This is a genomic window from Nonomuraea sp. NPDC050547, assembly GCF_044457345.1.
GTDB lineage: Bacteria > Actinomycetota > Actinomycetes > Streptosporangiales > Streptosporangiaceae > Nonomuraea.
In genome coordinates, this window is sequence record NZ_JBITGW010000019.1 from 252,991 (window position 1) to 274,611 (window position 21,621).

The window sequence follows — 21,621 nt, forward strand, 5'->3', positions numbered from 1 at the left end:
GTCAGCTCACGTTGATCTCGGCCAGGGAGTCGCGGGAGGCGGCGGCCTCCTCCTCGGACATGCCGCCGATCTGGATGTCCAGGTCGAGCTGCTGGCCGCGTTCGTTCTCCCGCGCGGTGACGTGGAGGAGCCCGGAGGTGTCCAGGGAGAAGGTCACCTCGATGGGGAAGCCGGCCGGCTTGCCGGGCGGGATGCGCAGGTCGCCCGCGCCGATCTCGCTGTTGTCCTCGACGTTCCTCGACTCGCTGCTGCCCGCCTGCTCCATCACCTGGATGGCCACGGCGTCCTGGTTGTCGTCGAGGGTGGCGAACCCCTTGGTCACCGCGGCGGGCAGGGGGTCGTTGGCGTGGACGAGGTGGGCGACGTAGTCCTGGCGGTTGTGCGGGTTCGTGGTGATGATGCCGAAGGAGCGCGAGGCGACCGTCTTGATCGTGCGGTCCTTGATCTGCTGCTGCTGGGTGGTGGACAGGCCCGCCCCCAGGGCCATGGCCTCCGCCTCGGCCTGCTGCCCCGAGCTGATCAGCCGCCGGTACGTCTCCTCGAAGGCGTACAGCGCCGCGCCCTTGGCCACGGCGAGGTCCGGGTCCTTCGGCTTGGCCTCCATCCCGAACTCCTTCTGGATGGTCTCGGCGACCACGGGCATCCTGGAGGAGCCGCCGACCAGGACCACGTGGTCGAAGGAGGCGGCCCCCTTGTCGCGCGCGGTCGCGATGGTGCGGTGGGTGATGGAGACGGTGCGGTCGATCAGGTGCCGCGTCAGTGCCTCGAACGACTCACGGGTCAGCTCGATCGTGGTCACGCGGCCTTCGTGCATCACGCGGGCGGTGTGCTTGAGCTTGCTGGAGAGCGTCTTCTTCAGATCCTCCGCGATCTTGCACAAGTCCTGCTCCGTCGTGTCGCTCTCCAGCGGATCGCTCACGTCCGGGTGTTCCTGCCGGAACCGCTCGGCCAGGTACTCCACCAGGACGTCGTCCCAGTCCGCCCCGCCGAGGCTGTGGTCGCCGTCCGTGCAGACCACCTCGATGTTGCCACCGCGCAGGGTGATGACGGTGGTGTCGAAGGTGCCGCCGCCGAGGTCGTAGACGAGGATGTGGCAGTCCTCGGAAGGGTTGAGCACGCCGTAGGTGATCGCGGCGGCGATCGGCTCGGAGATGATGTCGATGACGTTGAGCCCGGCGATCTTCCCGGCCTTGCGCGTGGCGTCGCGCTCGGCCGCGCCGAAGTAGGCGGGCACGGTGATGACGACGTCGGAGACCGCCTGACCGACGTCCGCCTGCACGTCCTCGGCCAGCTTGCGCAGCACGAACGCCGAGATCTCCTCGGGACTGTAGTCACGGCCGTGCATCGGCCGGGGGACGGCCTGCCCCATGTCGCGCTTTATCCGGCTGACCACCAGCTTGGGCTCGATGACGGCGCTGTCCTTGGCGGCCTGCCCCACCACGATGTTGCCCGGGGTCTCGAAGTAGACCACGGAGGGCGTGGTGTCCGCGCCGTCCTGGTTGCGGTACACCTCGGCCCGTCCGGCCTCGTTGATGCCCGCGATGCACGAGTAGGTGGTGCCGAGATCGATTCCGTAAACCGCCATCTACCTGTCCTCCTCCTGGAGCGGCGCCCTGCCGAGCACCACGTCGGCCTTGCGGACGGTGCGCCCGTCCTGCTCGAAACCGGCCGCCGCCACCGCCACCACCAGGCCGTCCGGGCCGTCGGCCACGTCGATCGCGCGATGCCTGGCTCGGTCGTACGGCTGGCCGGCCTCGACCTCCATCAGCTCGACTCCCGTACGGGCCAGCACCTCGGCCACTTCCGCGGCGATGGCCGCCATCAGCGCGCCGTGGTGACCGTCGGCCTGCGGATCGGCGCGCAGCCGCGCCACTTCGCGGCTCACCTGGTCGTGCAGGCGATAGAGGCCGGCGCGTATCGGCAGCAGCGCCTCCTGGAGCAGGCTGTGGCGAAGCCGCTGGTTGTCCTCCTGCAGCCGGTCGATGATCTCTTCGCGGTGGGCGGCGCGGTCGTGCTCGCGCTTGATCTCCTCGGTGAGGGCGGCCAGGGCGGCCGCCACGTCCGAGGTGTTCTCCTGATCCATGGACGCTCCTCAAGGGGGAGGCGGGGTCTTCCGAATGAGTTTCTGGCCGGTGGCCGCCGCCAGCGCTTTGCCGTACAGCAGGCTCAGGGCGCCGGCGCCGTCGAATCCCTCGGAAACGACAGAGGCTCGTTGCGCATGCGAGAATTCGGCCGGCCGGTAATCGGCTGCCTCATCGGGAATAGCCAAATAGACGCGGTCATAATGTTGAAGCAAAGGCACGAGGTCGGAATCCTGGTCGGCTACCTCGCCATCGGTGACCGCGACCAGGATCCGCCGCGCGCATTTCGCGCGGGCCTGGCGATGGCCGCGGTCGAGGGCCTTGATCGCGGGCGCCAGGAAGGTGTGGTCGTTCTGTTCGACGCCGGCATCGGATTCGGCCGCACCGGCCAGGTTCTCGGCGCGGGTGGGGGCCAGGGTGAGCGCCGCCGTACTGGCGAACTTGGCCGTCGTCAGCAGGTCGTCGGGGCGCATCTCACGTGTCATGAACGGCCGCAGCAGCGCCAGCGCCTCGTCCCTGGTCTCGATGTTGTCGTTCATCGAGGTGGAGAAGTCACCGGCCACGTCCAGGCAGACGATGCCCGGCGTCTGCCTGGCGCCGGCCAGCGCCGCCTCGGCCAGCGTGTCCTGGCGGCTGTTCAGGTACCAGATCACTCCGGCGGCGCCGAGTGCCAGGAGCAGGACGGCGGCGATCGCCACGCCGGCTAACCGGCCGGAGCCGGCCGGCCTGCCCGGAAGGGACCCGGTGGAATTGCCCGGCAGCCTTGGGCGATCCATCCGCTTCGCCTCCTTTGGAACGTGCCAAGGATCAGTAGAATATGCCAGTTATTCGCATTGGCAACCACGGTTATCGGAATGAGATCCATATATGCCGGGTGGCGTTTATCGCGCTATATTTTGCCCGGATTTATCGTGATATAGGTGGATGATTCAGGCCGCCGGTCTGCAGAACGTCGACGATGAACTGGGCGGCGTTCCTGGCGGCGATCGGCTGCCACGTGTCGTCCTTGTCCATCCCCCAGTCCGCGATGGCCTTCACGACGATCCAGTCGACCTTGTCCTTGGCCGCCGCCGCGTAGACCCCCAGCCCTTCCATCTCGCCGCCGATCGCCTCCGGCTCGGCCTCGATCATGCGCAGGCGCTCGGTGGGCGAGTCCAGCAGGACGTTGCCCGACAGCAGCGGACCGAAGTGCACCGCCGGCCCCTCCTGCGTCAGGCGGGCGTTCTGACACTTGTCCAGCAACGTCACCGACGGCGTGACCCGGTCGCCACGCAGGCGCTCGACCGGCCTGCCCAGCGCCGGCTCGGCGATCTTCTTGTGATCCATGACCCGCAGCTGGGTGCAGACCAGGATGTCGCCGAGCTTCTGCTTCTTCGTCACCAGGCCGTAGCAGATGCCGGTGAGGAGCAGGTAGTCCGGGTCGAGCTGGTCGATGAGGGACTGCGCGGTGAGCGTCGCGGCGCCGGGCTCCGTCGAACCGGGCCGGGTCTGCGCGAGCAGCACCTGGGCGCCGCCCACCACCCCCAGCTCGAACGCGGTGTGCCAGTGCAGGTTACGGCGCCGCGGCGCCTCACCCGTGACCTGGCCGATCGCCTCCAGCATGGCCTGTCTCTCCACCGGAGTGGCCACCATGACGAGAACCGTCGTCGTACCCAGCACGGGATTCATCCTCTCCACGAATCGTGCCATCCGTTCCTTGTGCGCCGCCGCCATCCGCACGGCCGTGACGAGCAGGATCAGCGGGACCATCCACGCGGCGATCGTGGTCAGCCAGCCCACCGTCCACGCCTGCGCCGTGACCGGGATCAGATCCGCGGGATTGCCGCCGATCAGCCGCCAGGCCAGCCATCGCACCGCCTCCGGATAGCCGGCCGGGCGGCCCGCGCAGTCCGTCCCGCACGCGTCCCGCTCCGCATCCGCCACCAGCACCGCCTCGGCCAGCACGATCACGGCGAGCCCCACCAGGTACAGGCCGAGAAATGACCCCGACTCGAACGGCTTGGCCAGCCTGATGGCCGGTCGCGACCCGGTGGCCATGAACCGCACCCCGGTGCCGCCGGGCGCCGCGGCGTTCACGCTCGCCCTGACCACCTCATCGCGGGCCGCGGCGCTCGTCGCGCCACCCGGCAGGCACAACAGCAGTTCGTTGACCTCCACCGTGCGCGTCCGCGCCGCCACGTCCTCCGTGGCCTGGACCACCTGGGCCCTGACCAGGTCCCTCAGCCGTTCCTTGGCACGCTCCAGCAAGATCGGCGCCTCCTCGGGGTCCGCACAGTGGAACAACGGCATGGACCAGTGCAGGAACCGCAGATCCCCCGCCGCCCGCCACTCCCGCTCCCGGCGCAGCGGAAGCCCCGCCGCCCACCGGACGAGGATCGTGACGACCATCGCGGTCATCAGCACGCTCACGTGCAACATCGCCAGCAGGACCACCAGAAGGGCCGCCCACAACGCCACCGGGGACCATTGACGGAACGCCACCAGCAGCAAGGACAGCCCCAGAAGTGCCGCCGGGGGAACCATCATCGTCAGCAGTTCCCAGTGCCGATCGGCGATCCTGCTCAGGCCCGCCGGGCGGCCCCGGGCGCGGGAGCCGTACGGGGGCTCCAGGAGCGCGAAGGCCTCAGGCCCGTGCCACACCAGCCGCCCGTCCCGGGCCGCCGCGTAGAGAATCAGCGAGAGCGGCGCGCGCTCCCTGAGCATGCCGTATATCCCCCTGGGCCGCAGCCCGGCCGCGGCCTCTCGTCCCAGCTCAGAACGCCGGACCGTCACCGCCGCACGCCTCGCGGCCCGTAACGGAAGGACCCGCGAATGTGCCGTCCACCGGGTCGGCATCAGCGTGCCGCCGGCGGTCGTGAGTGTTGCCTCATGAGGGTCACGCCTCTCTCAGGAGGCTTCCCACCGTAACAAAAGGTCATCATGACCTGAAGGGGTTCGTCATTTTTTGGTCAGAGTGACCCAAAGATGAGGCGGGCTCGTCAGGAACGAGCCGGTTGTTCACCATTGATTGATCGGGCGCTCGGCTCTGAGCCCGATCAAACTCCTCCGTGCTAGATCGGAACTGAAAGGCCTTCGCGACCCGTGCCAGCGCTCACGACGGGGAGGTCCGAACAGCAATCCGATCAGGGAGGACATCGTGAACCGCAACTTACGGGGAAATGCCGCCGCCGGGGCCCGCAGGCTGTCGGCGGTGATCGCCTCGGCCCTGCTCATCACAGGTCTCACGACCGGGGCCGCCACGGCAGCCGGTGCGCACGACGGGAAGTTCTGCGTGGTCAAGGTCGGCAAGTCGGTCGACGGGGGCTTCTCGCCGGTGAAGTCGGAGACGTGCAGCGACGACCCGGCCTCGCCGGCCTTCACGGCGGCGGCCGCGCCCGACGTGCTGCTCATGGAGTGGTTCTGGAACGCGCACAACAACCCGCCGAACATCACGCGCATCATCGTGTCGGCGGAGGAGGGGCCCTGCGACTCGTCCGGCTACCGCCTGCGGCCGAACCTCATCTGGGACAACGAAATCTCCGGCTTCTACACGTACAGCAACTGCCGTTCCGTGACCATCCACGACGGCTACAACCTGAACGGCGACGGGCAGTACTGGTTCGACGGCACGGGCGACGGGCCCAACGTGGGTTACGTCGGCGACCGCATGAACGACCGGACCAGCTCGCTCTGGATCCGATACTGACCCGCGGCCCCGACCGGCCCGGTGCTCACGGGGACCGTGAGCACCGGATCGGACGATCTGAACCGTCAGCAGTTCCAGCCGTCGTGATAGACGCCGTAGACGTTCGCGAAGTTGCCCAGCTGCACCTGCGTTCCCGGCTGGACGCAGTAGTGCTCGTTACGACTGAATCGCCTGGTCACCCAGATCCTTTCGCTCACGTTCCGGCAGTTGCGGTAATACTCCGTTCCCGCGTTGGTGAAGTGGCCGCACACGGGTGCTTGGAGTGCGGTCGCCGGTGTGCCGGTGGTGGCCGCGGCGGGGAGCGAGATGGTGGCGGGGCCGAGGGCCAGCATGGCGGTCGCGGCCAGCAGGGCCGCCTTGAGCTGAGTGCGCACGGGAGTTCTCCTACTCGTGATCGGTGTGTGAGGGGTGCCGGCGCCGTGGCTCAGGCGCGTGAGAGTGCGTCGGCAGGTGGGCGATTCGCCGCACCTCTGCTTGCGGTGGGGTGTCCGTTCGATCACCGCTGCATGGCATGAGCAAAGCCGGGTGGCGGAGGTGTCCAACAGGTCCTCGGACAGACTCGGCCGAAGTCGACCACCGTGCGGCCACCCTCGGACAGGCAGGAGGGGCCTGCTGGTCCGCGGGGTTCAGACGGCCGTCGGCGGGGCCGATGGTGAGTGCGGCGATGACCACAGATGCTTGACGACATCCGCCCGGGGACCGCGTGACGAATATCTGACGTCCGGCAAGCCGATGCGATTCCGGAGTCGCTCATGAGAAGTTCGCTGGCCGCTGTAGGCGTGAGGCCGCGCGGTCACCCAGGCCTGGTCCCCGTGACCGCGCGGTGCCGGCACCGCGGCATGGCGCGCTCCCGATCTCGGCTGCGTGTCGCCGGTCCCCGGGCGTCGGATTCTCATGATCCGTCTCCAGCGGTCGTCTTCGTCGTACGCGACCAGACGCAGCTCAGCCCCGTCGAAGCCGAGACGTTCGTCGACTCACTCGCCCGTGGGAAGGCCGGGTAGGCGCGGCACGTCAGGACAAGCAGGCTGTTTGACGTAAGACAGGCTCAAGTGCGCGTTGCCCTAGAAGCAATGGCGGTCGTCTCGCAGCATCCGTCCGCGACTTCGAGACGTGCTCACGCCAGCAGAGCCGGGACATTCCGCTGTGCAACCGCGACGTGCTTTTCCGTGTGGAGTGCTGTCGCCCTAGATGTCTTTCGATCGTGCCTTGCACCGCACATCAGGTCCCCAGCGATCGAAGACGAACCGGGCGGTGATGTAGATCCGGTCTCGGCGCAGCACACGCACGGTCTTCGAAATACCACCTGACCCCTTACGCACGCTGTCCGACGAGTTCCAATCGAAGAGGATTCTGTCAGGCGCGTGCGCTCGATTGTGCACCACTCGTATTTCGATATTGCTTCTGTTCCCGAGGCCGCCACCGCTCAGATGCCAGTTGAATCGGTTGAAGTAGTCCTTTGTCCGAAGGATTTGATAATAAGCTCTGATGCTTCCTCGTTTGCCGGCGATGCTACATGTGGCGGACACGCTTCCCCATGGCACAGCACGGTCTTCCGCGATCTTCGCCACGGCCGCGCCTGAGCCGCCGACCACGGTTCCCGCCGAAAGTAATGTGGCCATGATCACGGACATCGCTCTCATTTTCTTTTCCTTCGGTCTCAGTGGATAACTGTTTCACCTCTACACTCTGCCGCAGGCAGCGCAGTGTCAAGCGGCGCTCCGGCGCAGCTCAGACACGCGCGACGTGGAGCCGCCATTCATGGCGCGGAAGAATACGACTCAAGAAAGGGATCGGCCGGTCTTCCAGTTGGGCAACTCATTCCGGAGAACGTGCACGATCTGACGCCCGGCAACCAGTCAGAACGCACGAGAGAAATAGGCGGCCACGGCTCACCAACGCCCTCCGGACCGGAGACGCAGCGCGATGGCAGAGGGCCCGGGGCGGGCGGCCGGACGGTGGCCCGCCTTCGGCAGGCGCGGCCCGCGCTGAAGGCGATCGGAGAGCGACGATCCGGCCGGTGGCCTTCTGACGACGACCGCTACCTACTCACCCGGCCACTCAGGCGGGTCGAGGTCGCCGTAGAGATCCAGGTCGTCTCGCATCGGGAGTCGCGATCCGCGGTCAGCACCGCCCGGGCCTGGGCGAATTCCCGGGGTGTGATGACATGAGTGGCCGGCGGGGAAATATCCATGCCAACCGGTGACGCATGCCTCTGGGCGGTGCCGGGCGGCCTTCCTAGCGTGTGGGGCGGAAACCGCAGCATACCTAGGAGGGAACACCGTGCCACTCATCCGGCGCGCCGCCGTCGCCGCCCTGGCCGCGGCGGCCCTCGCCGCCTCACCGCTCCTCGCCGGAACCGCCCACGCCGCGGGCACCCACACCTGCTTCAGCGGCACGCTCACCCAGGGGCAGTACGGCGGCCACATCTCGGCCAACCCCTGCGACGGCTGGGGCGGCGCCGATGTCATCGTCGTGCTCCGGTTCGGACGGGACGCGGGCACCTACCGCTGCCACTCCGCCTTCTCCTGGAACGGCTTCCTCGGAGCCGACGGCTGCCGGCCGGAGGCGACGCCGTGAAGACGTTGATCGCGGCCCTCGCCGCCGCCACGATCTCGGCGGGAGCGCCCACACCGCCGCCCGCCGAACGGGCCTACGTGTGCGACTGGGGCATCTACTACTTCAACCCCCTGGCCAGCACCATGAACATCATGGCGGGCGGATGCACCGGCCCGTCGGGAACCGGGCCCGCCACCGTCACCCTGCTGTCCGGAGTGATGAACCCACCGGCGACCTTCTCCTGCCGGATGGCCTCGATCCTCGACGGGCGGGTGCTCGGCAGCTCCTGCTGAGCCGGGCGGCGCGGCCCGCGACCTCGGCGACTTCGACGCCGGCGGGTACGACACGAACGCCCGCCTGCTCAACCCGGCGTCGCACGTCAAGGGCGTCCCCTGGAGCCCCCCGGCCGGATGGAGCACTACCCGAGGTACACCCACCCGACCCGCTTCGGGCCGTCCTCAGGTCCCGGCCGGCACCCGTGCCCCGGCTGGACTCCGAGGTCCAGGCCGCGAGCGTGCGTGCCGGTCCGCCCGGCATCTGCGTCGCTCAGGCTTGACGCGCGTCGCCGGGTCAGCAGGACGGTGGCCGGGTGGCGGCGCGGGCGGAGGCCGGGCTGAACTCGAAGCGGAGCGTGTCGCTCTGGGAAAGCAGCAGGGCGACGCCTTCCGCGCGTGACCAGTCCGCCGGGACCAGCAGATACTGCTCGCCGGCGCGCAGCACGAGCTTCAGGCCGTCGTATCGGAACCGGTAGGCGGAGTCAGGGTCCCCGCAGCGGGACCGCCGGATACCGGGCACGTGCTGCAGGCTCAGGCCGTGGGCGCTGTAGACCACGACCGCCGGCGCTCTCGGGAGCTGGGAGACGAACTCGCGGGCCCGGGAACGGCCGACGGCGGCGGAGTAGTCGTTGGCGGCCCAGAAGAGGCTCATGCCGACCAGCACCAGCACGGTCGCCAGTTCCAGGATGGTGACCCAGCGCGGGCGGGCGATCTGGGTCAGCCGGGGCGCGTACACCAGAAGCAGCACCCCGGCGGCCAGGCTCAGCGGAGCGACCGCCAGCTGCCTGTTGAAGATCGTTTCGCCGAAGATGCGGGAGACTCCGTTGAGGAACAGCAAGAGCCCCGCCGTGACCATCAACGGGATCAGCACCCTGGGGGCGGGGGTGACGCGGATGCCCAGCCGGGTCCGCGCCCACCGGAGGACGAGTACGGCCAGCCCGACGCAGGCGGCCGTGACCAGCGGCACGAACAGGCCGTCCACGCTGAGGAACACGTAGTCCTGGGTGGTCAGGCCCAGCAGTGTCGAGTCCACGCCGAGGTAGTCGTAGAACCAGAACGCGCGGGACCAGCCGAAGTAGAAGAAGATCGCGGTGAGCGCGGTGGCGGGAGCCACGACCGCCCCGAGGACTCTGATGATCGGGGAGTCGATCCCGAGCCAGCTCGCCGTCTCATCGGCGGCGGGGCCGGATCCTGGCGAGCCCTTCGTCACGGGCTGACCGTCGGCTCTGGAACGTCGGGTGAACTTGGGGCGGGAGACTGAACGGCCGGCGGGGACGAGTCGCCGGTGTCAGAGGTCGACGGCGTCGAGCACGGCTCTCTGCCGGTGATGATCACGACGGTGGAGCCCTGCCTGACCTTGCTCCCCTGCTTGGGCTCCGTCTGGTCGAACCGACAGGCCGAGAGAGAACCCCTGTCGCGCGCCTCGACCCTCACCTTGACGCACAGGTTGTGCCGAGGGCACTGCCGCCGTATGCCGTCCTTGATCACCTTCATCATGTAATCGAGAGTTTTGCCAGAATCATCCGCTTTCGCGGGGATCTCGATCGGGGCCCCGTACGCCTCCGCATCGCCTCCCCCACCGGTAGGGGCGCCAGGCGCCTCGGCCTCCTCCCTGGTGGGGTTCACGCCACCGGCGGGCGGCTCGGCCTCCTCCCTGGTGGGGTTCGCGCTCCCGGCGGGCGGCTCGGCCTCCCGCCCGACGGGCGCACCACAACTGACCAGCACCAGGCAAACCAGGAGGGCCGGCAGGTTCGCGCTCAGTCGTGTCATAGAGCCATTGTCCGCTACCGTTCGTGACCTTTTGTGAGCGGCCTGTGTTCAAGAGGTCACCCCGTGCTCGGCGTCGACGGTGAGCACGTGGGTGAAGAAGTCCTTCACCTTGCTCACCACGCCGGGACCGTAGTGGCCGACGCCCGGCACGACGTCGTAACGCACCGGGATGCCGTGTCGTTCCAGGCTGCGCCGCAGCGCCCGCAGCCGTGCGGTGCGCGGGACCCCCTCGTCGTTGACGCCGGGGATCCAGGCGGGATGGCCCGCGGGCACGCTGTTCGACTGGGTTCCCGTGTCGTCGGCGCCGATCACCAGGTGCATGGCCGTACCGCTGAGCGCGGCCGGATCCACGTTCCTGCCCAGCGCCGCCTCGGCCCCGGCGAAGCCCGCGGGCCATGGCAGATCCTCGTCGAGCAGGGTCACCGCGCCCGGCGCGCCGATCGAGGCCGCGCGGACCCGCTCCGGATGCAGGTAGACGAACCGGTGCGCGAACTGTCCGCCGCCCGAGTAGCCGAACAGCAGGAACCTGGCCCCCTCGACCCGGTAGCAGGCGGAGATCTCCTCGACCATGGACAGCAGGATCTCGTCGAAGCGGATGCCCCGGTGTTCGAGATACTTGTAGCCGTCGAGCTCGCCGGGGTCGGGGATGCCCGCGGGGAACAGCGGGGCGAGCACGATGCAGTCGTTGGCCCCGCCGAAGTCCACGAAGCTGTCCCGGTACGACTGGACGTCCCGTTCGGTGCCGTGGACGAGCACGACGAGGGAGTAGACCTTGTCCCCCTCCGGCGCGTAGTCGTCCGGGACGTACAGGCAGTAGGAGAAGCGCTGGTCGTACTGGCACGCGTACAGCGGGGTACGGCCTATGTCCCACACGGAGAGTTTGCGCGATTGGTGCATGATCCCTCGTATCAGGAAGTGACGTAGCGAGGTACGGCCGCGTGGACCGACGACCAGCCGCCGTGCACGCACTGGTTCACGGTGACCTCGGCGACCGCGCCGAGCAGTTCGTAGGCCTCGCCGGGAAGGTAGCCGCACTCCTCGACCAGCCTGCGCCGGAGCTCGGTCATCGCCGAGCGCAGGTTGTGGTCGACGCTCACGCCGTGGGCACAGCCCACGACGCCGATCCGATGGGGCTCGTCGAGGTACGGCCCGGCCATCGCCCGGCCCAGCCCCGGCAGCAGCTCGACCGTCACGGTGACCTCGGCCGGGGCCTCCAGCGCGGTGCCGGTGATCTCGGCGTCGCCCATGAGCGCGTGCACGTCCCCGAGTGACACCAGCCCGCCCGGCACCTCGACCGGGAGCACGAGCACGCTTCCCGGTCGCAGCGCCTGGCAGTCCATGTTGCCGCCGCAGCGGGCGTTCGACAGCAGCGACGGGAACGCGGGACCCGCGGGGGCCACGCCGAGGGTGCCGATCATGGGCCTGGCCGGCAGCGCCAGGCGCCCCCGCGAGGTCGGGAACCACACCGTGTCGCCCTCGACGGGGCAGACGCGGGTGTCACCGGACGGCAGGTCGAGCTCGGGATCGGCGTGGAGCACCGTCACGGCCTGCGCGCCGAGGCTGACACGCTCGACGGTGACCGCCAGCGCGTCCCCGGGTACGGCGCCGCGGACGGCCACGGGCCCGGCGACCGGGTTGAACGCGCCGACCAGCTCGATCAGCTCGGCCTCGGTGCGGAAGCGCTGCTCGGGCGAGGTCAGCAGGTTGGAAAAGCAGTCGAGAGTCTCGAAGACCAGGCTGGTCCCGCTGTCGACCTCGGCCACGGCGGGCACGCCGCTGTCGTAGGCGAACCGGCGTGGACCCGCCGGAACCCGCACCGCCTTCACCGTCTCACCCATGGACCCGCTCCTGCGCGACCGGCCCGCCGTACACGGAAGGAACGGTTTCGTTCGGCGCGTTGAGCGCGCCGCGCGCCTGGTCGAGCGCGCCGCGGTCGAGCTCGACCATGAGCGGCCCCGCACCGTCCCGGGCGCACGCGAGCACGCGGCCCCAGGGGTCGGCGGCCAGGCTGTGGCCGTGGGTGACGAACCCGTCGGGGCTGACGCCCTCCTGGGCCGGGGCCAGCACGTAGCAGAGGTTCTCGATGGCCCGCGCGCGCAGCAGGGGCTCCCAGTGGACGGCGCCGGTGACGGCGGAGAAGTTCGACGGCACGCACAGCACGTCGGCGCCCGAGCGTGCCAGCGCCCGGTACAGCTCGGGGAAGCGCAGGTCGTAACAGATCGACAGACCGAAGCTGAACCCTCGGTAGGAGACGTTGACCAGGTGCTCGCCGGGGGTGGTGTAGGCGCCCTCGTCCTCGTTCACCTCGGCGGCCCGCAGCCGGAACAGGTGCACCTTGCGGTACTCCGCGGCGGGCTCGCCGCCGGGACCGACGAAGACGCAGGCGTTGTACGGCCGGCCGGGATCACCGGAGGCGAGCCAGAGCCCCCCGGCCAGGACGGCGATCCCGTGCCCTGCCGCCTTCTCCGACAGCAGCGACAGGGTGGGCCCCGTCCTGTCCTCGACGTGCTCGGCCGCGAGCGCGCCCCGGTAGGAGCACGCCTCGGGGAACAGGACGAGCTCCGCCCCCTCACCGGCCACCCGGTCGATCGTGGCCGCCATCCGGCGGAGGTTGTCGGCCCGGTCGTCCCCCGAGGACATCTGGGCCATGGCGATGCGCATGGATCTCCGTTCTTGACGTGGCTTCACGGGCGGCCGAGGTCCGGCGTGGCCGCGAGGAGCGCACGGGTGTAGTCGTGGGCGGGTTCCGCCGTCACCTGCCTGGCCGGGCCCTCCTCCACGATCTTTCCCCGGTGCATGACCACGATCCGGTCGGCGACGTGGACGGCGGTGGCAAGGTCGTGGGTGATGAGCAGAATGCCCAGTTCCCTGGTGCGGCGCAGTTCGCCGAACAGGCTGAGCACGCCCGCTCTGACCGAGACGTCCAGCATCGAGACCGGCTCGTCGGCGATCAGGTAGGCGGGTTCCAGCACGAGGCTCCCGGCGATGGCGACCCGCTGTCGCTGCCCGCCGGACAGCTCGAACGGCCTGCGGTCGAGGAAGGACTCGACCGGGGTGAGCCCGACCGCCATCAGCGCCTCGCGAACCCGTTCGTCCCGTTCGCCCTTCGGGACGCCGTGGATGGCCAGGCCCTCGGCGACGATGTCGCTGACCCGCTGGCGTGGGATCAGCGACTCGTAGGGGTCCTGGTAGATCATCTGGACACGGCGCCGGAAGTCCTTGAGCCGCCTGCCCCGCAGGGTGAGCAGGTCGGTGCCGTCCAGGCTGACCCGGCCCGCGGCCGGCTCCTGCATGCGGACGAAGCAGCGGGCCAGCGTGCTCTTGCCCGAGCCCGACTCGCCGACCAGCGCGACGATGGACCCCTTGCCGAGGGTGAGACCGACCCCGTCCAGTGCCGGGGCCCGCCCCTTGCGGCCGTAGGTGACGACGACGTCGTCGGCGACGAGACTCACGCGGGCACCTCCGTCAGATGACAGGCGCAGGATCTGCCGCCGGCCAGTGGGAGCAGCGGCGGCGCGGCGGTCGCGCACCGCTCCAGCGCCTCCCCGCAGCGAGGCTGGAAGGCGCAGCCGGGCAGCGGCCCGTCGAGCCTGGGCGGCGCGCCGGGGATGGAGGTCAGCGGGCGCTCGCCGGCCAGGTCGGGGGTCGCCTCGACCAGGCGCCTGGTGTACGGATGGCGCGGGCCGCGTACGATGTCGGCGCACGGCGCGTTCTCCACGACCGAGCCCGCGTACATCACGGCGGCCCGGTCGCACAGGCGAGGGACCAGCGCCAGGTCGTGGGTGACGAGCACGACGGCCAGCCCGAGCGAGTCGCTCAGCTCCTTCAGCAGGGTGACGATCTGGTCCTGCACGATCACGTCGAGCGCGGTGGTCGGCTCGTCGGCCAGCAGGATCCTGGGCCGGCACGACAGCGCGAGCGCGATGACCGCCCGCTGCCGCTGGCCGCCCGACAGCTCGTGCGGGTAGCGGGAGACGGCGTCCTGCGGCAGGCCGACCAGGTCGAGCACCTCGCGGGCGCGCAGCTTCCCCTCCTGCCGGGAGCCGCCGTTGATGCGGACCGCCTCGACGATCTGGGCGCCCACCCGGCGGACCGGGTTGAGCGCGTTCATCGCGCCCTGGAAGACCATCGCGATGTCGGTCCAGCGGTGCGGCCGCATCGTGCTCTCGCCGCCGGCCAGGATGTCCGTGCCGTCGAGCAGCACCTGCCCGGAGACGGTGGCGCTCGCGGGCAGCAGGCCCATCATGGCCAGCATGGTCGTGGTCTTGCCGCAGCCCGACTCGCCGACGAGGGCGATCCGCTCGCCCGGGGCGAGGTCGAGACTGACCGAGCGCACCGCGCGTACCTCCGCGCCGCCGGTGGAGAAGGCGACCTCCAGGTCGCGGATGCCGAGCAGGCTCATCTGTTCACCACCTGGAAGTACGTCCGGGACGCGTGCGCGACCTTGAGCCTGGGGTTGAGGGTGTCCTCGATCGACTGGGACACCCAGTAGCAGCACATGACGACGAGCGAGATGGCGACGCCGGGCGGCGCGAAGGCCCACCAGGCGCCCTGCGTCATCGCCGTCCGCTGGAACGCGAAGCGGATCATGGTCCCCCAGGTGACGGTGTCGGGGTCGCCGAGGCCGAGAAAGGTGAGCGCGGTCTCGGTGAAGACGGCCAGCGCGATGGTGAGCGCGGCCATGGCGCTGAGCAGCGGCGCGAGCTGCGGCACCAGGAAGCGGACGATGACGCGGAGATGGCTCGCGCCGAGCCCGAGAACGCGCTGGATGGCGGGCCGGTTCCTGAGGGAGGCGGTCTCCGCCCTGATGACGCGGGCGGTGGTCGTCCACAGCAGCAGCGCGATCACGACCACGAGATGGCCGATGCTGCTGCCCCACACCGCCGCGATGACGATGCCCAGCGGCAGGGCCGGGATCACGATGGCGTAGTCGGTGATTCTCATGAGCAGACCGTCGATCCAGCCGCCGAAGTATCCGGCCACCACGCCGATGACGCCGCCGACCAGGATGGCGACCAGGGCCGCCGCCGCGCCGACGAACAGCGTGGGGCGGGTGCCGTACAGCAGAAGGCTGAGGACGTCGTGGCCGCCGTCGTCCAGACCCAGCGGGTGGGCGGGTTCCGGCGGGCCGAAGACGGGGCCCACCTGCTCCGCCGGGCCGTACGGTGCGAGCCATCCCGCCAGCAGGGCGACGGCGGTGAGCAGCAGCAGGACGGCCACGCCCGCGGTGGCCCTGGGGTTGGCGCGCAGGCGTCTCATCGGGCCACCCGCGGGTCGAGCCGGACGTAGAGCAGGTCGGCCAGCAGGTTGAGGGTGATCACGGAGACGGTGAGCACGAGGAAGACTCCCTGCAGCATCGGGTAGTCGCGCTGGACCACCGCTTCGTACATGGCCCGGCCGACGCCCGGCCAGGAGAACACGCTCTCCACCAGGATCGAGCCGCCGATGAGGCCGCCGAGTGAGAGCGCGACGAGGGTGGTGATGGGGAGCATGGCGTTGGGCAGCACGTGCCTGGCCAGCATGCGGACGGGTCCGGCGCCGAGCGCCCGCGCGGTCAGCACGTGGTCGTCGCCGAGCGTCTCCATCATCGAGGAGCGCACCACGAGCGTGTACTGGCCGAACACGATGAGCGCGATCGTCATGGCCGGCAGCGTCATGTGCTTGACCAGGTCGGCCACGAGTTCGGCCCCCGTCGGGTCGACCAGGAACTCGTCGCGCATCCCCTGCGCGGGCAGGTAGCCGCCGAACATCATGATCAGCAGCAGCCCGAGGAAGTGCGTCGGGACCGAGTAGAAGGCGATCGCGGTGTTGGTGCTGAGTTTGTCCACCCATCCGCCCCGGTACCAGGCCGCCAGCGCGCCACTGACCAGGCCGAGCACCAGGGCCAGCAGCAGCCCGACGGTGACCAGGGGCAGCGTGTTGGCGAACGCCTCGGCCAGGCGGACGCCGACCGGTTCCTGCGTGGCGAAGGAGACGCCGAGGTCACCGCTCGCCAGGCGGCCGAGATAGATCCAGTACTGGTCCCAGAGCGGCAGGTCGAGACCGAACTGCCGGCGCAGCGCGGCGGTCAGCTCCGGCGAGCCGCCGGGGACACGTGACATGTTCGCCACGGCGTCCCCCGGCAGCACGCGGAAGAGCAGGAAGTTCAGCGTCACCACCGCGTAGACGGTTACCAGGGCCGCCAGCAGGCGCCTGATCAGATGGCTGGTACGCGACACGGGCGATCCTCAGGATCCGGAACTCGACGACAACAGGCCGAAACGGGACTGCGAGTCGAGAATGCCGAGCGCGGAGGTGGCGAACCCGCTCCAGCTCTTGGTGTGGGCCTCGACGACGTCGTCGTAGTGCGTGACGACGTACGGCCGGGCGTCCTTGACCGTCTTCTGCATCTCCCAGACGAGCTTCTTGCGCGCCCCGTCCTCGACCGTGCCCGCCTGCCGCTCGTACATCTCGTCGTACTTCTTGTCGCAGTAGGCGCTGTCGTTCCAGCTGCCCCACTGGTCGCAGGTCATGGCGTTGAGCAGGAAGTCGGGGTCGCGCTGGGCGATCCAGCCCCACTGCGCGACGGTGTACTGGTCGTACTTCTTGTCCGTGCCGGTCATCTGGTCGAAGGCGGTGGCGTTGTCGGCGGGTCGCGGCTTGAGCTGGACGCCGATCTTCTTGAAGTCCTCGGTGACGATCTGCAGGGCGCGCTCTCCCTCGCCGCCCTCGACGTCGGGGATGATCACCTCGTACGACATGGTCGCGCCTCCGGCGACGCGGATGCCGTCCGGACCCGGCTTGTATCCGGCCTCGTCGAGCAGGGCGGCCGCGCGGGTGAGGTCGAAGGCGTCGGGCTTGACCGACGGGTCGTACCAGTCGCCGCTCACCGGCGGGATGATGGAGCTGCCGGGCGTGCCGAAGCCGAGGTAGGCGACCTCGATGATGCGCTTCCTGTCGACCGCGGCCTCGAACGCCTCACGCACCTTCGGCTCGCGCAGCTCGGGGTGGGCCTTCTGGTGGGGTGACTGGTTGATGATCAGGTTGTGCATGCGGAAGCCGGGCTGCCGGGTCACGGTGAATCCCGCCTGCTCGACGGGCTTGGCCGCGGTGATGGGCAACGGCGCCGCGTAGTCGATCCTGTTGGTCTTGAGCGCGTTCACCATGGCGTCGGGGCTGCTGAAGAACTGCAGGCCGAAGCCGGCCGGCTTGGGCTTGTCGCCGTACCAGTGGGGGTTGGGCTCCATGAGCGCGATCTGGTCCTTGGTGTACTTGGCCAGCCGGAACGGTCCACCGGCGACCAGCGGCGCGGCGTTCGGGGTCTGCTTGAGCCGCATCCCGTCGCCGGTGGCGTACTGCTGCCACACGTGGGCGGGGAGCACGGGGATCTTCACCAGGCGGCCGAGCACGTTGGCGGTCGGCTTGTCGTAGGTGACGGCCACCTGGGTCGGGCTGGTGGCGGAGGCGTTCTTGACGTTCTTCACCGACGCGGCTTCCGAGGCGGTCGCGCCCTTGCGGTATTTCACGATCGTGTTGATGGTGAAGGCCACGTCGGCGGCGGTGAGGGGCTTGCCGTCCGACCACTTCGCGCCCGGACGCAGGTCGAACGTCCACGTGAGGCCGTCGGGTGAGGTGGTCCACTTCGTCGCCAGGTCGCCTTCCACGGCGCCGGAACTGATGTACTGGACAAGGAACGGGTAGTTGTACCGGAAGATCATCGCGCAGGTCGTCCCCGTGGACGCGAACGGGTTGATCGAGTTACAGGTGAACGTGGTGCCGATCCGCAGCACGCCGCCCCCCTTCCCCGCGGCGGGGGAAGCCGTGCCCTGACCACTGGAGCACCCCGCGGCCAGCAGACCGACCAGGGACAACGCGGCGATCCGAGTCTGAGGTTTCACCGTCTTGCCTTCTTTCTCCGTGCCCACGCGAGGCTCTGGCCGCACGCGGGTTCGCGGGCGTGGACCAGGCCGCGCCCCGGCGGTGGCCGTGCCGACCTGGGGGATCACCGGGGTTCGTCGCGGAATGGCGGCCAGTATATCGGTCAGCCAAATTAGGACAAGACCCCTGTTATCAACCGCTCATCGCGTTCATTTGCCCCAGGGATCGCGGCCGGAGGCGGTAGCCGATATATTTGAGCGGTGCCCCTCCCGCTAGTGAAGTCAGCAAGGCGCTACACGAGCGCTCAGCAGTTCGCCTACGAGGAGCTGCGCAGCTGGATACTCAACGCAGTCCTGCAGCCCCACGAGGTCGTACGCGACGTCGAGATCGCCCAGTTCCTCGGCGTGAGCCGCACGCCGGTACGCGAGGCGCTCATCAGGCTCGGCCAGGAAGGACTCATCGAGGCCAGCGCCAGCCGGATGACCCGGGTCGCCGGGCTGCCCCTCGACCGGGCGCCACACCTGTTCCAGGCCGGCGCGCCACTCGACGCGCTGGCCGCCGAGCTGGCCACCCCGCTGATGACCGAAGCCGATCTGAACCTCATGCAGGGCCTGCTCGACTCGATGGCCCGCACCACGGCGCCCGACCGGCTCAGCGCCCTCGACGAGGAGTTCCACCGGGTCTACTACCGAAGAGCCGGCAACCCGGTACTGATCGAGCTGCTCGAATCACTCGACGAGCAGCTACGCCGGATAGAGCGCCATATATGGGGCTACGTCCCCGTTCACGAGGAAGCCTACGAGGAACACCGCGTCCTGCTCGCCGCACTACGCGCCGGCGACGCCAAGGCCGCGGCCGAAGCGGCCCGCGCCAACTGGCTGCGTTCCCTGCGGCGCGGCGAGGAACTGCTGAAACCGGCACCCCTGGAGGCGTGACCCGGCGCCCCTTCGACCGGCGTGGCGCCGGTGGCTTCCCGGCGGTGACCCGCACTGGCGTCTGAAGGCATGGGTGAAGGTGTACCGCGAGCTGGAGCCGACCTGCCAGGCGATCGTGTTGCCGGGGTCGTCCAGGGCCCCGGCGCCTACGGCACGACGGCGGTGATCGCCGTCGAAAGCGCCCGCCGCCTCATCGCCGACCCCGCCAAGCCGGGAGTACTCGCACCCGCCCAGGCCTACCGCCCGACCACCTTCCTCGACTTCGCCGTCCCGCACGGCATCCAGCGGACGATCACGGGGTTCGAGGGGAAGCCGGCAATCGGGCAGGGTGGCGCACCTGCCGTACCTCCCGAGCCCGTCGGGGAAGGTCACGCCTGGAGAAGGCGATCGCGGACGGCTTGGACGTCTTGCGCGGAGAGGCCCGCCGCCCGCTCGACATCGATCTCACTCATGCCTGATCAGATGCGCGCGGCACCGGGTTGGTTCTTGCCCGGGGCACAGGACGTGACGCCTGCGGTCGCGGCCGTAGGCGTCACGTCTTGCCGTCACTTGACGGACGTGCCGGTGACCAGCGGCAGCGACACCGACGTGCCGGCCAGATCGACGGTGACCCGGGCCCCGGTGCCGGGTTCGACGTCGGTTCCGGAGCCGTTGCCGGAGGTGTCGAGGTTGAAGTCGTCGTTGGCTCCGGTCAGGACCAGGCCGAGCCGGTGTCCTGCCTTGAACTCGTAGTCCTGCGGCAGCATCTTCCAGGTGATCTGGTACGGCTTGCCCGGCGTCAACGGCGTCTGGCGGCTGAGCGACTTGTGGTTCTGCGCGTCCAGGACGCCGCGGGTGACCACGTGGAAGCCGGAGACCGCCGTGTTGTCGGCGGCCTTGAAGTAGCAGCCGTCGTCATCGGCCGTGCTCTGGCCGACGCAGTCCTCGCCACCGATGATCTTGAGGCCTTCCCCGGACGTCGCGCCGCGTTCGCGGTGGTTGATCCGGGTGTCCTGACCGTAGTCGACCAGCAGGACGCCCAGGTTGGCGGTCGGCTTGTCCAGCTTGAGGCGCAGGCTCACCGTCGGCGTTCCGGACACTCTCATCGCCTTCTTCAGCGGCGGGGTCAGGTAGGCCAGCCGGTTCGGGTTGGCGGTGGCGGGGTCGGCGGCCATCGCGATCTCGGTCTTGGCGAGGTCGACGTAGGCGCCGGTTCCGGTCGAGGATTCGCGGCCCAGTGAGCCGTCCCGCCGCGGTCGCAGGGTCGTCTCCCGCGCCGGCGCCGGCCAGTCGGCCTGGCTGATCCACCGGTCGGGGCCGAGCTGCACGTCGACGCGCGGCCGGCGCATGATGTCGTTGGAGACGCCCATCAGTTCGTGGTCGAACCACTTGTTGAGGGTGGTGAGCCACACCTCGCGACGGGCCCAGAACGGGTCGATGTGCCCGTACTGGGTCACCCACGCCTTGCGCCGTACGTCGCGGGGCAACGCGCTCCACCACTCGGAGAACTGGCTGCCCACCACGTTGCGGTCCTGCGTGCCCATCACCGCGAAGACGCTGGCGCGGACGTTGCGCGCCTTCGAGATCGGCCCGGTCCGGTAGTTGCGTTCATCCCAATAGGGGGTGTAGTTGCCGGTCTCATCGCCGGATTCGGCGTCCATTTTCCGACGCGCGGCCTCACACTTCTCCGCCGGATCCTTGTCGACATGCTCGGACTGCCACCTCGCCCCGCCGCTGAACCAGGTGAGGACGCCGTTGACGTGGCCGTTCTCGTATCCGCTCGTGTAGGCCGAGAGCGGCACGATCGTCTCCAGCCCCTCCACGCCGGTACCGGCCACGCCGACGCCGAGCGCCCCCTCGTAGGAGTGGCCGATCATCCCGGTACGCCCGGTGGTCCAGGTGGCCTTGACCGGATCGCCCTTGGCGTCGTAGGCGGTCGCCCGGCCGTTGAGCCAGTCGACGACCGCCTTGCCGCCGAGCACGTCGGAGGCGCCGTAGGACATCGGGCAGCCGTCGGACAGCCTGGTGCCGATCATGTCGACGGACACGAACGCGTACCCGCGCGGCACGAAGTAGTTGTCGTAGTACATCGGGAACTTCGTCACGTTCCCATCAGCGTCGTACTTCTTCTTCTCGATCTCGAAGCCGACGCCGGGGTTGTCGTAGTACGGGCTTTCCTGCATGATCACCGGAACCTTGAGCCCGGAACCGGACTCCTTCGGCCGGATGATGTCCACCCGGACCAGGTCCTTCTTGCCGTCGCCGTCGCTGTCCACCGAGGACCGCACCCGGACGTGCTCACGGATGGCGTCCTCGTAGGAGAAGACCGGCTGTGTGGTGCCGCCGGAGACCTTGATCTCCGGTTTCGCCGCCGCGGATGCGGCGGGAGCGCCGGCGATCACGAGTGTGGTCGCGAGCGTGACCGTGGCGAGGAACCCTCGCCGTCGCGTGCTGGACATGCGTCTTTCCTTTGGGGTTGATGG

21 protein-coding genes are annotated in these 21,621 nt (G+C 69.4%); 4 read left to right on the top strand and 17 right to left on the bottom strand.

Annotated elements, in window-relative coordinates:
• Nucleotide 1 precedes the first annotated feature (1 nt).
• From ACIBHY_RS40570 to ACIBHY_RS40585, 4 genes are all read right to left on the bottom strand, one after another.
• The gene (locus ACIBHY_RS40570) at nt 2–1,585 is read right to left on the bottom strand and encodes an Hsp70 family protein (RefSeq protein ID WP_397309519.1); all 1,584 of its coding nucleotides are present in this window, start codon (nt 1,583–1,585) and stop codon (nt 2–4) included.
• Complete coding sequence (grpE, locus tag ACIBHY_RS40575) at nt 1,586–2,083, bottom strand: nucleotide exchange factor GrpE (protein WP_397309520.1); 498 nt, start codon at nt 2,081–2,083, stop codon at nt 1,586–1,588.
• A gap of 9 nt (nt 2,084–2,092) precedes the next feature.
• Nucleotides 2,093–2,779 carry a hypothetical protein gene (locus ACIBHY_RS40580; protein WP_397309521.1) on the bottom strand — a complete coding sequence of 229 codons (687 nt, stop codon included), beginning with the start codon at nt 2,777–2,779 and terminating at the stop codon, nt 2,093–2,095.
• Nucleotides 2,780–2,987: 208 nt separating this feature from the next.
• Nucleotides 2,988–4,784: a hypothetical protein gene (locus ACIBHY_RS40585; protein WP_397309522.1), complete on the bottom strand. Its 1,797-nt coding sequence runs from the start codon at nt 4,782–4,784 to the stop codon at nt 2,988–2,990.
• Between the two features lie 433 nt (nt 4,785–5,217).
• On the opposite strand from ACIBHY_RS40585, the gene ACIBHY_RS40590 reads away from it, so the two are divergent.
• Complete coding sequence (locus ACIBHY_RS40590; protein ID WP_397254199.1) at nt 5,218–5,766, top strand: hypothetical protein; 549 nt, start codon at nt 5,218–5,220, stop codon at nt 5,764–5,766.
• A gap of 65 nt (nt 5,767–5,831) precedes the next feature.
• On the opposite strand, the gene ACIBHY_RS40595 is transcribed toward ACIBHY_RS40590, so the two are convergent.
• Together ACIBHY_RS40595 and ACIBHY_RS40600 are read right to left on the bottom strand one after the other, a co-directional pair.
• The gene (locus tag ACIBHY_RS40595) at nt 5,832–6,140 is read right to left on the bottom strand and encodes a DUF6355 family natural product biosynthesis protein (protein ID WP_397309523.1); all 309 of its coding nucleotides are present in this window, start codon (nt 6,138–6,140) and stop codon (nt 5,832–5,834) included.
• A gap of 810 nt (nt 6,141–6,950) precedes the next feature.
• The gene (locus ACIBHY_RS40600) at nt 6,951–7,397 is read right to left on the bottom strand and encodes a hypothetical protein (protein ID WP_397309524.1); all 447 of its coding nucleotides are present in this window, start codon (nt 7,395–7,397) and stop codon (nt 6,951–6,953) included.
• A gap of 649 nt (nt 7,398–8,046) precedes the next feature.
• On the opposite strand from ACIBHY_RS40600, the gene ACIBHY_RS40605 reads away from it, so the two are divergent.
• Together ACIBHY_RS40605 and ACIBHY_RS40610 are read left to right on the top strand one after the other, a co-directional pair.
• On the top strand, nt 8,047–8,343 hold the full coding sequence (locus ACIBHY_RS40605; RefSeq protein ID WP_397254205.1) for a hypothetical protein: 297 nt from the start codon (nt 8,047–8,049) through the stop codon (nt 8,341–8,343).
• On the top strand, nt 8,340–8,615 hold the full coding sequence (locus ACIBHY_RS40610) for a hypothetical protein (protein WP_397309525.1): 276 nt from the start codon (nt 8,340–8,342) through the stop codon (nt 8,613–8,615). The genes ACIBHY_RS40605 and ACIBHY_RS40610 overlap by 4 nt, the downstream gene beginning before the upstream one ends.
• A gap of 277 nt (nt 8,616–8,892) precedes the next feature.
• Here ACIBHY_RS40610 and ACIBHY_RS40615 read toward each other — a convergent pair whose 3' ends face one another.
• Genes ACIBHY_RS40615 through ACIBHY_RS40660 form a run of 10 tightly spaced genes read right to left on the bottom strand, consistent with a single transcriptional unit; the run spans nt 8,893 to nt 18,244 of the window.
• Entirely contained in the window at nt 8,893–9,807 is a 915-nt protein-coding gene (locus tag ACIBHY_RS40615) for a hypothetical protein (RefSeq protein WP_397309526.1), read from the bottom strand.
• Entirely contained in the window at nt 9,804–10,367 is a 564-nt protein-coding gene (locus ACIBHY_RS40620; RefSeq protein ID WP_397309527.1) for a hypothetical protein, read from the bottom strand. Before ACIBHY_RS40620 ends, ACIBHY_RS40615 begins: the two co-directional genes overlap by 4 nt.
• Nucleotides 10,368–10,415: 48 nt before the next feature.
• Nucleotides 10,416–11,264, bottom strand: a complete 849-nt coding sequence (locus ACIBHY_RS40625; protein ID WP_397309528.1) for a hypothetical protein — start codon at nt 11,262–11,264, stop codon at nt 10,416–10,418.
• Between the two features lie 11 nt (nt 11,265–11,275).
• On the bottom strand, nt 11,276–12,205 hold the full coding sequence (locus ACIBHY_RS40630) for an acetamidase/formamidase family protein (protein WP_397254214.1): 930 nt from the start codon (nt 12,203–12,205) through the stop codon (nt 11,276–11,278).
• Nucleotides 12,198–13,028 carry a nitrilase-related carbon-nitrogen hydrolase gene (locus ACIBHY_RS40635; protein WP_397309529.1) on the bottom strand — a complete coding sequence of 277 codons (831 nt, stop codon included), beginning with the start codon at nt 13,026–13,028 and terminating at the stop codon, nt 12,198–12,200. Before ACIBHY_RS40635 ends, ACIBHY_RS40630 begins: the two co-directional genes overlap by 8 nt.
• A gap of 23 nt (nt 13,029–13,051) precedes the next feature.
• Nucleotides 13,052–13,819, bottom strand: coding sequence for an ABC transporter ATP-binding protein (locus ACIBHY_RS40640; protein ID WP_397254218.1), 768 nt, complete (start codon nt 13,817–13,819; stop codon nt 13,052–13,054).
• On the bottom strand, nt 13,816–14,769 hold the full coding sequence (locus ACIBHY_RS40645) for an ABC transporter ATP-binding protein (RefSeq protein WP_397254220.1): 954 nt from the start codon (nt 14,767–14,769) through the stop codon (nt 13,816–13,818). Before ACIBHY_RS40645 ends, ACIBHY_RS40640 begins: the two co-directional genes overlap by 4 nt.
• Nucleotides 14,766–15,626 carry an ABC transporter permease gene (locus tag ACIBHY_RS40650; protein WP_397254222.1) on the bottom strand — a complete coding sequence of 287 codons (861 nt, stop codon included), beginning with the start codon at nt 15,624–15,626 and terminating at the stop codon, nt 14,766–14,768. The genes ACIBHY_RS40645 and ACIBHY_RS40650 overlap by 4 nt, the downstream gene beginning before the upstream one ends.
• Nucleotides 15,623–16,585 (bottom strand): ABC transporter permease, encoded by a 963-nt coding sequence (locus ACIBHY_RS40655; RefSeq protein ID WP_397309531.1) that lies wholly within the window; start codon nt 16,583–16,585, stop codon nt 15,623–15,625. The genes ACIBHY_RS40650 and ACIBHY_RS40655 overlap by 4 nt, the downstream gene beginning before the upstream one ends.
• 9 nt (nt 16,586–16,594) lie before the next feature.
• Nucleotides 16,595–18,244, bottom strand: coding sequence for an ABC transporter substrate-binding protein (locus ACIBHY_RS40660; protein ID WP_397309532.1), 1,650 nt, complete (start codon nt 18,242–18,244; stop codon nt 16,595–16,597).
• A gap of 240 nt (nt 18,245–18,484) precedes the next feature.
• Here ACIBHY_RS40660 and ACIBHY_RS40665 point away from each other — a divergent pair, with 240 nt between their 5' ends.
• Nucleotides 18,485–19,159 (top strand): GntR family transcriptional regulator, encoded by a 675-nt coding sequence (locus ACIBHY_RS40665; RefSeq protein ID WP_397254228.1) that lies wholly within the window; start codon nt 18,485–18,487, stop codon nt 19,157–19,159.
• Nucleotides 19,160–19,704: 545 nt separating this feature from the next.
• On the opposite strand, the gene ACIBHY_RS40670 is transcribed toward ACIBHY_RS40665, so the two are convergent.
• Entirely contained in the window at nt 19,705–21,597 is a 1,893-nt protein-coding gene (locus ACIBHY_RS40670; RefSeq protein WP_397309533.1) for a CocE/NonD family hydrolase, read from the bottom strand.
• Between the last annotated feature and the right edge of the window lie 24 nt (nt 21,598–21,621).

What these genes read in the sequence shown, in the direction of transcription:
- ACIBHY_RS40570 (WP_397309519.1), bottom strand. Translation starts at nt 1,585, where the DNA reads ATGGCGGTTTACGGAATCGATCTCGGCACCACCTACTCGTGCATCGCG.
- ACIBHY_RS40625 (WP_397309528.1), bottom strand. Translation starts at nt 11,264, where the DNA reads ATGCACCAATCGCGCAAACTCTCCGTGTGGGACATAGGCCGTACCCCG.
- ACIBHY_RS40645 (WP_397254220.1), bottom strand. Translation starts at nt 14,769, where the DNA reads ATGAGCCTGCTCGGCATCCGCGACCTGGAGGTCGCCTTCTCCACCGGC.
- ACIBHY_RS40600 (WP_397309524.1), bottom strand. Translation starts at nt 7,397, where the DNA reads ATGTCCGTGATCATGGCCACATTACTTTCGGCGGGAACCGTGGTCGGC.
- ACIBHY_RS40585 (WP_397309522.1), bottom strand. Translation starts at nt 4,784, where the DNA reads ATGCTCAGGGAGCGCGCGCCGCTCTCGCTGATTCTCTACGCGGCGGCC.
- grpE (WP_397309520.1), bottom strand. Translation starts at nt 2,083, where the DNA reads ATGGATCAGGAGAACACCTCGGACGTGGCGGCCGCCCTGGCCGCCCTC.
- ACIBHY_RS40630 (WP_397254214.1), bottom strand. Translation starts at nt 12,205, where the DNA reads ATGGGTGAGACGGTGAAGGCGGTGCGGGTTCCGGCGGGTCCACGCCGG.
- ACIBHY_RS40620 (WP_397309527.1), bottom strand. Translation starts at nt 10,367, where the DNA reads ATGACACGACTGAGCGCGAACCTGCCGGCCCTCCTGGTTTGCCTGGTG.
- ACIBHY_RS40670 (WP_397309533.1), bottom strand. Translation starts at nt 21,597, where the DNA reads ATGTCCAGCACGCGACGGCGAGGGTTCCTCGCCACGGTCACGCTCGCG.
- ACIBHY_RS40650 (WP_397254222.1), bottom strand. Translation starts at nt 15,626, where the DNA reads ATGAGACGCCTGCGCGCCAACCCCAGGGCCACCGCGGGCGTGGCCGTC.
- ACIBHY_RS40635 (WP_397309529.1), bottom strand. Translation starts at nt 13,028, where the DNA reads ATGCGCATCGCCATGGCCCAGATGTCCTCGGGGGACGACCGGGCCGAC.